Origin of the sequence: Fodinicurvata sediminis DSM 21159 (genome assembly GCF_000420625.1) — a bacterium.
In the GTDB taxonomy this organism is placed as follows: Bacteria; Pseudomonadota; Alphaproteobacteria; order Kiloniellales; family DSM-21159; genus Fodinicurvata; species Fodinicurvata sediminis.
The window spans coordinates 93,405-105,636 of record NZ_ATVH01000018.1 but is presented as its reverse complement, the minus strand read 5'-3'; the positions used below and the strand labels follow the sequence as shown (position 1 = coordinate 105,636).

12 protein-coding genes are annotated in these 12,232 nt (G+C 56.5%); 5 read left to right on the top strand and 7 right to left on the bottom strand.

Going from position 1 to position 12,232, the window contains the following annotated elements; all coding sequences use genetic code 11:
* The first annotated feature begins 86 nt into the window (after positions 1 to 86).
* The 5 genes from G502_RS0115665 (at position 87) to G502_RS20685 (ending at position 6,421) form a co-directional block, all read left to right on the top strand.
* A complete protein-coding gene (locus tag G502_RS0115665; RefSeq protein WP_245560779.1) occupies positions 87 to 1,073 on the top strand; it encodes a TRAP transporter substrate-binding protein in 987 nt (328 codons plus the stop codon).
* Positions 1,074 to 1,182: 109 nt separating this feature from the next.
* Complete coding sequence (locus G502_RS0115660; RefSeq protein WP_022729626.1) at positions 1,183 to 1,698, top strand: Lrp/AsnC family transcriptional regulator; 516 nt, start codon at positions 1,183 to 1,185, stop codon at positions 1,696 to 1,698.
* Between the two features lie 212 nt (positions 1,699 to 1,910).
* Complete coding sequence (locus G502_RS0115655; protein WP_022729625.1) at positions 1,911 to 3,398, top strand: NAD-dependent succinate-semialdehyde dehydrogenase; 1,488 nt, start codon at positions 1,911 to 1,913, stop codon at positions 3,396 to 3,398.
* A gap of 45 nt (positions 3,399 to 3,443) precedes the next feature.
* Positions 3,444 to 4,853 carry an aspartate aminotransferase family protein gene (locus G502_RS0115650; protein WP_022729624.1) on the top strand — a complete coding sequence of 470 codons (1,410 nt, stop codon included), beginning with the start codon at positions 3,444 to 3,446 and terminating at the stop codon, positions 4,851 to 4,853.
* 152 nt (positions 4,854 to 5,005) lie between these two features.
* Entirely contained in the window at positions 5,006 to 6,421 is a 1,416-nt protein-coding gene (locus tag G502_RS20685) for a sensor histidine kinase (RefSeq protein WP_022729623.1), read from the top strand.
* Here G502_RS20685 and G502_RS0115640 read toward each other — a convergent pair.
* From G502_RS0115640 to G502_RS0115610, 7 genes are all read right to left on the bottom strand, one after another.
* Positions 6,416 to 7,372: a GlxA family transcriptional regulator gene (locus G502_RS0115640; RefSeq protein WP_022729622.1), complete on the bottom strand. Its 957-nt coding sequence runs from the start codon at positions 7,370 to 7,372 to the stop codon at positions 6,416 to 6,418. The two genes, G502_RS20685 and G502_RS0115640, sit on opposite strands and share 6 nt — an antisense overlap.
* A gap of 138 nt (positions 7,373 to 7,510) precedes the next feature.
* Positions 7,511 to 8,281 carry a sterol desaturase family protein gene (locus G502_RS0115635; protein ID WP_022729621.1) on the bottom strand — a complete coding sequence of 257 codons (771 nt, stop codon included), beginning with the start codon at positions 8,279 to 8,281 and terminating at the stop codon, positions 7,511 to 7,513.
* Between the two features lie 127 nt (positions 8,282 to 8,408).
* Positions 8,409 to 9,011, bottom strand: a complete 603-nt coding sequence (locus G502_RS0115630; RefSeq protein WP_022729620.1) for a cysteine dioxygenase family protein — start codon at positions 9,009 to 9,011, stop codon at positions 8,409 to 8,411.
* The gene (locus G502_RS0115625; protein WP_022729619.1) at positions 9,008 to 9,904 is read right to left on the bottom strand and encodes a phytanoyl-CoA dioxygenase family protein; all 897 of its coding nucleotides are present in this window, start codon (positions 9,902 to 9,904) and stop codon (positions 9,008 to 9,010) included. The genes G502_RS0115630 and G502_RS0115625 overlap by 4 nt, the downstream gene beginning before the upstream one ends.
* Before the next feature lie 59 nt (positions 9,905 to 9,963).
* Positions 9,964 to 10,251, bottom strand: a complete 288-nt coding sequence (locus G502_RS0115620) for a DUF6166 domain-containing protein (protein ID WP_022729618.1) — start codon at positions 10,249 to 10,251, stop codon at positions 9,964 to 9,966.
* A 93-nt stretch (positions 10,252 to 10,344) separates the two neighbouring features.
* A complete protein-coding gene (locus G502_RS0115615) occupies positions 10,345 to 11,655 on the bottom strand; it encodes a TRAP transporter large permease (protein WP_022729617.1) in 1,311 nt (436 codons plus the stop codon).
* A complete protein-coding gene (locus tag G502_RS0115610) occupies positions 11,655 to 12,176 on the bottom strand; it encodes a TRAP transporter small permease subunit (protein WP_022729616.1) in 522 nt (173 codons plus the stop codon). The genes G502_RS0115615 and G502_RS0115610 overlap by 1 nt, the downstream gene beginning before the upstream one ends.
* Between the last annotated feature and the right edge of the window lie 56 nt (positions 12,177 to 12,232).

Sequence of the window (12,232 nt, the reverse complement as noted above, 5' to 3'; positions counted from 1 at the left end):
TGCGTGAGGTTTTTACAGATAAAATCTAGGAGGCACAGGAGATGCACAGGAAAGCGTTGCTCGCTGTTACAACAGCAGCTTCCGTCATGTTTGCAGCCGGTTCTTTGGCTGCCGAGGAATGGAAGTTCGCCCACGAGGAAAGTGATGGCGACGTCCAGGATATCTACGCCGAGGAATTCAAGCGCCTGATCGAAGAAAAGACGGACGGCGACGTCACCGTCACGATCTACACCTACGGTCAGTTGGGCAACGAAAACGACATCACCGAACTGACCGCGAATGGAGCCGTCCAGTTCTCCAACGCCTCACCGGGGCATCTCGGAAGCTTCGTACCGGAAATTCAGGTCCTCCTGATTCCCTACCTGCTTTCGGAAAACGAGGATGTGAACAAGGAAGTTCTCAGCAACAGTGAAGCCCTCTATGGTGAGCTTTCGGACGACTTCGAAAGCAAGGGGCTGAAGCTGTTTGACATCTATCCGGAAGGCGAGATGGTCTGGACCACCAAGAAGGAAGTTCGCACTCCGGAGGACCTGAGCGGCGTGAAGTTCCGCGTCATGACCTCGCCATTGCTGGTCGAAGCCTATGACACCTTCGGCGCTGATCCGGTGGCCCTGCCCTGGGGCGAGGTTTATAGTGGCCTTCAGCTCAACACGATCGATGCACAGGTCAATCCGATCTTCTTCATCGAAAGCGCCAAGTTCTACGAGGTGACCGACTACCTCATCTGGACTGGCGAGCAGGAGTACACCACAACGGTCGTGGCCAATGCGGATTTCTGGAGTGGTCTGTCCGAAGACCGTCAGGATATGCTGATGGAAGTTCGTTCGGAACTGACGGACTTCATCTATGAAGAACAGAAGAAGCTGAACGATGCCAGCCGCGAAAACATCAAGGAAGCAGCAGACGACATTGAGTTCATTGAACTTACTGCTGATGAGCGTGAGGCCTTTGCCGAGCGTGCCAAGGAACTGGATCAGTTCTATATCAACGAAGTCGGCGGCAATGCCGAGGAGGTGGTGAACAAGCTGCGCTCCGAGATTGCCGAGACGGAAGAGAAGATGGGCGCCAACTGACGTCTTTCTGAACTTCCGAATATCCGGAACTGAACGCCCCGGCTTGTTTCTTGATGACAGTCGGGGCGTTCTTTATTTGAAGCCTTCTTGACGTCTTGCAAATCCCGACATGCTGGGCTCCATGAAACTCGACGAGACCGACATCAGAATTCTCTCCGCCCTGCAGCGTGAAGGGCGCATAACAAAACTGAAGCTTGCCGAGATGGTGAATCTCTCGGCCACGCCTTGCTGGGAGCGCCTCAGGCGGCTGGAGAAAAAGGGCATCATAGCGGGTTATCACGCCAGTCTTGATCTGACCCAGCTTGCACGTTTCACGCTGGTTCTGACCGAAATCACCCTGCATCGTCACCAGCAAGCCGACTTCAAGCATTTTGAGCAGACAATGCAGGAAACGGAGGAGGTTCTCGAATGCTATGCAACAGGTGGGGGTATAGATTATCTGCTGAAAGTCATTGCGCGTGATATCGATCATTATCAGCGCCTGATTGATCGCCTGCTGACCCTCGACATCGGAATCGACCGTTATTTCACCTACATCGTGACCAAGCCCATCAAGGAAAGTCGCGAACTTCCACTGACGGCCCTGATGAGCGGCAGCCTGAAATCGGAAGAGAAACTCTCCTGAGATTCTGGGCTTCGGGCGATAGACTCTCTAGCTGACCGGACAAGTTCAAAAACCCTCTCCCCGCCTTCCCTGTTAGCGTCACCCTCGATTGTGGACCTGCACATTCCACCTGTCGATATCCGGCAGGCAGGTGCAGACCTCGAGAGCCCGGCGCCGTTCCGATAGGGCGAAACCTTTCGGACGCGCCCTCAAGCAGTTAGGGAGTGCACAGCATGCTGACACAGGAAAAATTCCAGCAGACTTCGGTCCTGCCACTTCTGCGCGATGCCCGTCTGTTTCGCGAGCAGGCCTATATCGACGGCAAGTGGTGTTCGGCATCCAACGGCAAGGTTCTGGCCGTCACCAACCCCGCTGACCAGAGCTATATCGGCAGCGTTCCTTCCTTGGGCGCAGGCGAAGCCGGCCAGGCGATCGACGCTGCACAAGCGTCCTTTTCGGCCTGGAAAGAGCGCCTGCCCCAGGATCGCAGCGCCATCCTGTATCGTTGGTACGAGTTGATGCACGAGAACCGCGAGGATCTCGCTATCCTGATGACACTCGAGCAGGGCAAGCCACTCACCGAGTCCCGTGGTGAGATCGACTATGCTGCCTCTTTCCTACACTGGTATGCTGAAGAGACCCGTCGCATCAACGTGGAGACCATAACGCCGCACCTCCCGGACTGCGATATGGAGATTCGACGCCAACCCATCGGAGTCGTGGCAGCGGTCACGCCCTGGAACTTTCCGGCCGCCATGATCACGCGCAAGGCTGCAGCTGCACTTGCGGCTGGTTGCCCCGTGGTTGTCCGGCCCGCCACGGAAACCCCTTTCTCTGCACTTGCCCTTGCTGAATTGGCCGAGCGGGCCGGTCTGCCGGCCGGACTCTTCTCTGTCCTGACAGGAGACCCGGAAGCCATCGTTGGAGAATTCAATCGTGATTCCAGGGTTCGTGCTCTGTCTTTCACGGGCTCAACGGAAGTCGGGCGCAAGCTGCTGGCTCAGGGCGCGTCCACCGTCAAGCGCATGTCAATGGAGCTGGGCGGCCATGCCCCTTTCATCCTCTTCCCGGATATCTCGATGGACCAAGCCATCTCGGGGGCCCTGGCAGCCAAGTTCGCAACCACGGGACAGGATTGCCTGGCCGCCAACCGCATTTACGTCCATCAGGACATCTATGAGCCCTTCCTGAAGTCCTATGCCGAAGCCGTCTCTGCTCAGAAGACAGGAAACGGTCTGGAGGCCAATGTAGACCTTGGTCCCCTGATGAACGAGAAGGCCGTCGCCAAGTGCCAGGAGCACGTGGACGACGCAGTGTCCAAGGGCGCCCGCCTCCTGGCTGGAGGGAGCCTGCACGAAAGAGGCGGATTGTTCTTCCAGCCAACTCTGCTTGCTGATGTCACGCCTGAGATGAAGATCTATCGCGAGGAAACCTTCGGTCCTGTTGCGGCCGTCAGTTCCTTTGCAAGTGAAGAGGAAGTGGTGCATCGTGCGAACGATACGGAATACGGACTTGCCGCCTACCTTTATACGCAGGATCACGGGCGCGTGAAGCGCATCACCAGCCAGCTCGAGTACGGCATGGTGGCCGTGAACCGCGTGAAGATGACCGGCGCGCCCATTCCCTTCGGCGGCATGAAACAATCCGGCCTGGGCCGGGAGGGCAGCCGCCATGGAATGGAGGAATTCACCGAGATCCAGTACGTCTGCAGTTCGGTGTGACTCCGAACGCCTGCGACAACCGACAAGAAAGAGAAAGGAAAGACCATGCGCAACAATCCCACACCTGAATTGCAGGAACTCGATCGCGCACATTTCTTCCATCCCTCGACCCACATGCGCCAGCACGCCGACGGGGAGAGCCCGAACCGCATCATCTCCGGCGGACAAGGCGTCTATATCGAGGACACTGAGGGCAAGCGCAGCCTGGACGCCTTCGCCGGGCTCTATTGTGTCAACGTGGGCTATGGCCGGCAGGAAATCGCGGATGCGATTGCCGAGCAGGCCAGCAAGCTGGCCTATTATCACAGCTATGCAGGGCACGGGAACGAGCCCGCGATCCGCTTGTCCGAGCGCATTATCCGCAAGGCTCCGGAAGGCATGAGCCGCGTCTACTACGGCATGTCGGGTTCGGATGCCAATGAAACCCAGATCAAGCTGGTCTGGTATTACAACAACATTCTGGGACGTCCCGAGAAGAAGAAGATCATCTCGCGTTGGCGCGGATATCACGGCTCGGGCGTCATGACCGGCAGCCTGACGGGGCTGGAGCTCTTTCACAAGGCTTTCGACCTGCCACGCTCCCCCATCCTGCACACCCGCACCCCGCATCACTACTGGCAAGGAGAGGATGGCGAGGACGAGCGTGCCTTCTCGCGCCGCTGTGCTGCAGAACTGGAAGAGATGATCCTACAGGAGGGCCCGGATACCGTCGCCGCCTTCATCGGGGAGCCGGTTCTCGGCACCGGCGGCATCGTGCCCCCACCCGAAGGCTACTGGCAGGAAATCCAGGCGGTCCTGGACAAATACGATGTCCTGTTGATTGCCGACGAGGTGGTGACCGGTTTCGGACGCACCGGAGCCTACTTTGGGTCCCAGAAATACGACATGAAGCCCGACCTGATCACTGTCGCCAAAGGCCTGTCCAGCGGTTACCTGCCGATCTCCGGCGTCATCGTCGGCGAGAAGGTCTGGAAGGTCCTGGAGCAGGGCTCCGACCAGATGGGCGCCATCGGGCACGGCTGGACCTATTCCGCACACCCGATCTGCGCGGCTGCAGCGAACGCCAACCTGGACATTGTCGACGGTGAAGACCTGACAGGCAATGCGGAGCGCACCGGAGCCTATTTCCAGCAACGCATGCATGAAGCCTTCGACGACCATCCACTGGTCGGTGAAGTGCGTGGCGTAGGCCTGCTGGCAGCCCTGGAGCTGGTGGCAGACAAGGACAAGAAGCAGCCGCTTGACCCCTCGCTCAAGGCCGGTCCTACCCTGTCGGGCGCCTGTCTGGAAAACGGGATCATCGCCCGGGCCATGCCGCATGGCGATATCCTGGGCTTTGCCCCGCCGTTGATCATCACTCGGAACGAGGTCGACGAGATCGTGGACAACACCCGCAAGGCGGTTGACAAAGTCTACGAAAAGCTGCGCGCCGAGGACGCTCTTTCAGCTGCCTGATTGAACGGGCGGGGTGCCTTCGCTGAAGGACGGCACCCCGCCAAGCAGGCAGATATTGTGACGTTTTTCTCTCGAGGCTAGAATTTTCACACCTTTTTAAGAGCCAACCGATAGACTATAGGGCGTTGCAGTGGCGCCTATCAGGATCCGATGTGAAGAATCAGGACGAGTTCGCACATCATCACAATGACTTCATACTGCCGCTTGTCCTTGGCGGCGGCGCAATTCTCCTCATTTTGGGCGCCAGCTTCCTGCCCAACGCTTTGAACTCGCAGACAATACAGACAATACTGTTGGCCTTGGCAACAGCCTGCATGCTGGCGCTGCTGGCGCTCCATGTCCGCCTTGCCCAACGCAAACATGACCTCGAACGAAGCATCGCATACGAAGAACAGCAGAATCGGGACGTCCGAAAGGAACTTCAGAATCTTCGTGAAGCACTGGATATCACGCCCAGCCCCTTTGCGCTCTACGACCATGACAACCGGTTGCTGGCCTGGAACAAGGCCTATGAGGAGGTCCATGATGAGGCTTTCTCCAAACTGCCGCGGCCTGTCTACTATGAAGACCTCCTGCGCTTCACCCTGAGTGAGGAATTGTCACCGATAGAAGCCGACCGGGAAATTGCAAACCGGCTCAAGCTTCACAAAGTAGCTGACGGCCGGCCGAGCGACAGTCTCTATCCAAGCGGCCGCTGGTTCCGCATCCTCAAGAAACGGACTGCAAGCGGTGCCATTGCGGGTTTTGCCACCGACATCACGGAACTCAAGTATCGGGAATTTGAGCTGGAGCAGGCCAATCGTGCGGCCGAACACGCCAGCATCGCAAAATCCGAATTCCTGGCCATGATGAGTCACGAATTACGTACACCCCTGAATGCGATCATAGGCTTTTCCGATATCATCCAGAACGAAGTTTTCGGCGAAATCCCGGTTGCGCGCTACAAGGTCTATGCCACGGACATCCACAATAGCGGCCAGCATCTACTCCAGGTCATCAATCAGATCCTGGATATGTCCAAAGCCGAAGCCGGAAAGCTGGAGATCGGTGATGAAACGGTCGTACTGAACGACCTGCTGGTTCGTGCGATCACCATGGTCGGACCACGTGCCCGGCAACAACAGGTTACCCTGGAACACACCTTGCCGGCAGAGGAACTGCTCTTTCGTGGCGACAGTGTCAGGTTGCTTCAAATCCTGCTCAACCTGCTGTCCAATGCCGTAAAGTTCACACCACAAGGTGGACGTGTGCATGCAAGCCTGCACGAATTGGACGAGGGAGTGGCCTTCATCATCAAGGATACCGGAATCGGGATCGCGCGCGAAGACCTTGAGAAGGTTCTGCAGCCTTTCTACCAGGCCCTTTCGACCAGCAGCCGCGGATACGAGGGCACGGGACTTGGACTGCCCCTCACGAAGAGCCTGATCGAACTGCATGGTGGAAGAATGGAAATTGAAAGCAAACCCGAACAGGGCACAACGGTGCGGGTGATCCTGCCTGCAGAGCGCATGGTCCAGGAACCGCAGGATGATGGGACCACCCCCAAACGCGTCGCCTCATCCTTATAAGGCGCCCTGCACCTCTATCTGCTGTCCCTTGTGGTGCCGGCGCCAACTGGAAGGGGTCATCTCGAATTCGCTGCGGAAGCAGCGCGCAAAATGCGAGCAGGAATCAAAGCCAGTAGCAATCGAGATTTCGGTAATCGAAAGATCAGTGAAGTGAACCAGCCGTCGTGCCTCCTGAAGGCGTATCGAGCGATAGACCTTTTGGGGCGCCGTCTGGAAGGTACTGTGAAACAACCGCTCCAGGTGGCGGACCGACAGACCTACTGTCTCAGCCAAATCCGCGCTTGAGAGTGGTTCTTCAATGTTTTGCTTCATGACTTCCAGACAAGCCGCCAGTTTTTCGGGCAAGGCCGTACTTTCCGGCTCCGGCGCCTCCGGCAGAACAGGATATCGGCTGCGGCGGGCCACACTACTGGACAGACTGCGACCATGATCCTGGCGCAGCTGTTCAAACATCGCCTCGAAGGCACTGCCACCTCCGGACCAGGTCAGGCGTTCGCGATCCAGCACGAAGGGGTGTGCTGGCTCGGGCACAAGATCGAAGGTTTCCCGAAAGGCCAGATGATAGCCGCCGCCAAGCGCAAAACGATACCCGCCAAGCAGGCCCGCACGTGCAAGAATCCATACGCCTGCATCCACCCCGCCCATCTGGCACCCACGCCGGGAAAGCTGACGCAGCCAATCCAGGACATTTCGATTGTTGTAGGATGTCCCCTGACTGCCAGCGAAGAGAACCAGGCGATCATATCCCGTGGATTCCCCGGCAAGGGAGCGTCCTGATACAGCGATTCGACTGGCGCTTTCGACAGACTGTCCACTTGCCGTTACGACCTCCCAGCCATAGAGACGCTGCTGGGCCACCTCATTTGCAAGCCGTAGTGCCTCGCAACAGACGGAGAAGCTCACGAGGTCGAAGCCCGGCATGATGAACAGGCCGTAACGAACTGTATTCATCTCAATCGATCTTGTTTCGTTTGCAGGCCAACATCTTCCATGAGCGGCAAAGCTCGCGAGCTTGAACGCCTGAGGCAAGCACAAAAATGGCGGGCGCTCATATTGCCCGCCATTTATGTTTCCGAAGCCGCAGCCGGGTCAGGCTGTCGCTTCAACTCCATCCGGCTTGCGACCAGGAGTCCGTGAAGTCTTGCGCATGTTCGTTTTCACGTGCTTGTCGCTATAGCCATTGAAAAGATGGCCAATCAACCCACGGTCCAGGTCCGAAGTCCCGAACAGCCAGTCCATGATCGGGAACGTCAGGTTCATGTTCCTTTCCATCATGATCGACTGGTTATGATGCGCCGTATGATGACGGCGCAGTGTGTTGACGAGAGGCATGTTGCGCACGAAGGCATTCTCGTCCACATGGCAGCAAAAGTGCATGAACTCATAGATCATGTACATGCTGGTCGTGGTGCACATGGTCAGCCAACCGACATTGGGCGAAAAGATCCAGCCCAACAGCAGAGCCCCAGGAATTGTCATCAAGATGAAGACCGCCAGGGCATAGGGCGGGAAGAAGGTCACACGCCAGTCACGAGACCCATCGAAACGCATCTCCTCGTCCGTGAAGAACTGGTGATGCATCAGGGTATGACGCGTGTAGACCGCGCGGAGAAGCTTGTTCTTCTGTGGGCGATGCATGATGTGGCGGTGCAGGAACCACTCGAAAAAATTACAGAACAGGAAGACGGCCGGTACGGCCAGCCATTCCCACCACTGAACGTTCTGTATATTGGAGATATAGAGAACCATGGCCGAAATGCCGATACCGTAGATGACGGCAACATGTAGAGGGCCATTGTACCAACTTGCAATACGGCTGCGGTATTCCTCGCGGAAACGCGCCTGGCGTTCTGGCATCATGACGTGAATCTCCTTAGTTTCCGTTTGACCTTCCATCTAATATATCACAGATAGATCAGCTGCCAACCCATAGATTGCTGCTTCCCCTCTCGTTGAAGGAGGCAATAAACGGCCTCGATTCGATGGATTAAACTGAAAGACCCCAGATGTTCGGGGTCAGGGATGACGAATAGCCCGACACGAATGGTCGGCTGCGCCCACTGGCCGGTTCATAGACAAACCGTTCGGCCAGCCCAATGTTCGCACCATAGAGGTGGATCGAGATGGAAACACGATCGTCAAAGGCATTTATGACTTCATGAATATCGCCGGCTTCCGGTGATACAAAAGCTATATCCCCTGGATTGAGCACTTCATGTCGCGCCGGGATCAAGCCCGGCTCCTGCTCGGCCACCTCGTAAGCTTGCGAGATCTCGGAGCCGCGCAGCATGCCGATCAAACCCCAGGTTCCATGGTTGTGAATCGGAGTTTTCTGTCCCGGTCCCCAAACAAAAGAGATCAGACTGAAGCGCTCCAAAGGATCACAGTGCAAAAGGTACTGCTGGTAATGCTCAGGATGGGGGGCGGCAAACTCTTCAGGCAACCAGTCATCCTTGGCGATCAAATCCACCAATTGAGCCCGACAAAAATCAACGAACGCCTCGGAGTCCGTGTCCCCCACTGATTCGGCACAGCTGGTCACTTGCTTGATGAAATTACGTAGCCTTGCCACACCGCTCGTGTTTGTCATGCCGCGTCGCTCTTTTCCTTCTGCTGCAACGCAAATATTGAGGTATATCCCCCACTCCAGTCCGGCGGGATCAGATGAGGCCGACCGTCATGATGAGCCCACTTGGCCGGTTTTCCCCGTACGCACTGCTGATAGTATTTGGTCTTCAGCGGGTTGTAAGTGTAGGGCATGGCATCGGCCGCGGACAAGACATTGAGCAGCAGGGGCCTGCCTGCATCCGATCGGTTCGGTTCCGAACCATGGACTGCGCGATAATTGTGAAGCGTCAACGAGCCAGCCGGGCCACAGAGATACTCCGCCTTGTCCGTCGCCACGCGCTTCAAGTCCTCTTCACCGATATGGCCGGTCCAGTTTCCCTCGCTGTCATAATGGTCATAGATTTCAGTTTCATGGCTGCCCGGCACCACCCCCAACGGGCCTTGATCCATCCCGCAGTCATAGAGATAGGTACCGACAGTCAATACCGCCGGGTTCGTATGTGGAAAGAAAGGCGCATCCTGATGCCACTTCACTTCAGTGCCGCCCTTGGCCCACTTGAAGTTCAACTTGGATTGATGGAACTTCACGTCCGGTCCCAGCAAGTCGGCCAGAAGATCTCCCAGCTTGGACTCGACAACGTAATTCCAGAAAGTCACGTCCTCGTCATTCGGGCTTGAGACCCGACGCAGGCGCGGAGACTCCGCTGTATGGCCTGGCTCCAGGTCAAACACGGAATCAGACTGGGTGACGGCTCGACTGCGCTCGACCAGACCGTCGACGGAGGCCCGAAGACGCTCCAGCCATTCATCCTCAAGAAACTTCTCGACCAGCAGGTAGCCGTTCTCGAAATAGGATTCCCTCTGCTTCTGGGTCAGAATTCGGGGGGAATGAGACAAGATATCCTCGGGTGTCATGGCGTCTCCTCTCCTGCCGGAGTCTTTGTCCGGCTGCTTTGCCGCCGCCCTTGAGCGGCCTATCCAGCCAGCAGGTTATCAATATCCTGGCTGGTCATTTCCCAGTCGTTATTGAAATTTGCGACGGCTTTTCGCATGAAGCTGTCGTAATGCTCCAGAGCCTTGTGATCGTCCTGGAAATGATCCGCCAGAATGGCCAGAGCCAGCTGCGCGGGGGCTTCCCCCTCATAGGTCCACTCGAAGCCCTCTTCAGAAAGGGTCTTCAAGTCAAACCGAGGGTCCAACGGATTGCCGTCCACAGTGACCTGCGGGCCGTCCATCGTGCGCTGTCCAAGGTAAGTCTTCACACCTCAGCTCCTTTTATATTCAACTGATATATCATATTTTTTGACCCTCTTCCACTATTCACCGGGCTCCCTGCTTTATTACAAAGACTGCTTTCAGTTGAAGATGACTTCCGGTAGCCAGAGCACTGTCTGTGGAAAGGCCATGACGATGCCAAGGGTGATCGCCTGCAAGACGAGGAATGGCACCACGCCTCGATACATGTCGGTCAACTTCAACTCCGGAGGCGCAATGCCGCGCAGATAGAAGATTGCAGGGGCCATGGGCGGCGTCAGGTAGCCCGTCTGGATGACGATGAGGAAGAGGATGCAGAACCAGACCGGATCGAATCCCATCTGCACCACGACCGGCGTAAAGATCGGAATGAAAATCAGCAGAATCGAGATCCATTCCAGGAAGAATCCCAGAACAAAGGCCATCAGCAGAATGAAAAGCAGCAGCAGCCAGGGACTGAGGTTCATTCCCAAAAGGAACTCCGAGATCATGCTGCCACCACCCATGGAGAAGAAGACCCCTGTGAAGACTGTGCCAGCCAAAAGGATCAGCATGATCATGCAGGTCACCCGCAGGGTTTTCATGATAGCTTCCCAGAACAGGGCAAGCGTCAGCGAGCCATAACTCATGGCCAGGATGACGGCACCTGCACTCCCGATAGCGGCAGCTTCGGTGGGAGATGCGATTCCAGCCAGAATCGACCCCAGAACAGCAATAATCAGAATAAGGGGTGGCAAGAGAGCCTTGGCAGAAATCACCAGCTTCTGCCCAAGCGGAACCTCATCCTCACCCTCGGGGTGCGGGCCTGCTTCTGGACGGAGCGTGCAGAGCCCAATGGCATAGACGATGTAGAGCAACGCCATGATCAGACCGGGAATCATAGAGCCGGCGAACAGCCACCCAATGGAAACATCGGCCAATGGCCCCATGACGATCAGCACGACCGATGGCGGAATGATCGTTCCCAGCGAGCCGCCCGAGCAGATCGAACCGGCAATCAGGCCCTTGTCGTAGTTGTATTTCATCATCGCCGGGATGGCGAGAAGCCCCACAACGGTTTCCGTGGCCCCCACAACCCCCGTTGATGCCGCGAAGATGATGCACATGAGAATCGTGCCGACTGCCAATCCACCAGGCAAGCGGCGGACCCAGAGCTGTATGGCATCGAACAGGCGCTCAGCTATGCCCGAGCGTTCCAGCAGCGAGCCCATGAAGACGAAAAGCGGTACGGCAGCCAGGATGTAGTTGCTAGCCAGGCTTTCGACACGTCCGACAAACTGCCAGATCAGCGCATCCCCATAGATGAATATGCCGAAGAGAAGGCCAACACCAAAAAGAGCAAATGCGATATGGATGCCAAGAAAAATAAGCGCCAGAAGCGCTATGAACATGAGAAAGGCTGCGAGTTCCATTACTCGGCCTCCTCAAGGCTGGCAGAGAAACCAAACAGCACCGACAGGCATTTCAAACTCTCTGCCAACAACTGTATGGCCAGAAGGACGAAGCCAATCATCATGCAGAGGCGAAACGGCCAGATCACCGGGTTCCATGCGGATTGGCCAGACGTCTCGCCAAACATCACGGCTTCTTCGTAATACATGAACAGTCCCCAGGAGAGCCAAATAGTGAATGGCAGCATGATGACCGCATAACCCAGGAAATCGATTGCCGCCTTGGTTTTCGGCGTCCTGAAGGCATAGATGAGGTCAATGCGGATATGCGCCTTTTCCTTCAGTGTGTACGCCATACCGAGCAGGAAATGTGCGCCCATGCCCATGTAACCCAGCTCATAGGCCCAGATAGTCGGTGCTCCGAACATGTAACGGGCAAAGACCTCGTAGCAGGTTGTTACAATAAGCGGGATAATGATGAGCGCGGCGATGATACCGCTGCTATGGGTGATCTTCTCGAGAAAACGCACGACAATACGCATTCAGGCCTTCTCCGTCCCGCTATGCACTATAAGGAAAGCGCATCAAGAGCGGTCCC

Excerpts from the sequence above, each read along its gene's own strand:
- G502_RS0115665 (WP_245560779.1), top strand. The coding sequence starts at position 87 with ATGTTTGCAGCCGGTTCTTTGGCTGCCGAGGAATGGAAGTTCGCCCAC.
- G502_RS0115660 (WP_022729626.1), top strand. The coding sequence starts at position 1,183 with ATGCTGGGCTCCATGAAACTCGACGAGACCGACATCAGAATTCTCTCC.
- G502_RS0115655 (WP_022729625.1), top strand. The coding sequence starts at position 1,911 with ATGCTGACACAGGAAAAATTCCAGCAGACTTCGGTCCTGCCACTTCTG.
- G502_RS0115650 (WP_022729624.1), top strand. The coding sequence starts at position 3,444 with ATGCGCAACAATCCCACACCTGAATTGCAGGAACTCGATCGCGCACAT.
- G502_RS0115640 (WP_022729622.1), bottom strand. The coding sequence starts at position 7,372 with ATGAATACAGTTCGTTACGGCCTGTTCATCATGCCGGGCTTCGACCTC.
- G502_RS0115635 (WP_022729621.1), bottom strand. The coding sequence starts at position 8,281 with ATGATGCCAGAACGCCAGGCGCGTTTCCGCGAGGAATACCGCAGCCGT.
- G502_RS0115630 (WP_022729620.1), bottom strand. The coding sequence starts at position 9,011 with ATGACAAACACGAGCGGTGTGGCAAGGCTACGTAATTTCATCAAGCAA.
- G502_RS0115625 (WP_022729619.1), bottom strand. The coding sequence starts at position 9,904 with ATGACACCCGAGGATATCTTGTCTCATTCCCCCCGAATTCTGACCCAG.
- G502_RS0115615 (WP_022729617.1), bottom strand. The coding sequence starts at position 11,655 with ATGGAACTCGCAGCCTTTCTCATGTTCATAGCGCTTCTGGCGCTTATT.
- G502_RS0115610 (WP_022729616.1), bottom strand. The coding sequence starts at position 12,176 with ATGCGTATTGTCGTGCGTTTTCTCGAGAAGATCACCCATAGCAGCGGT.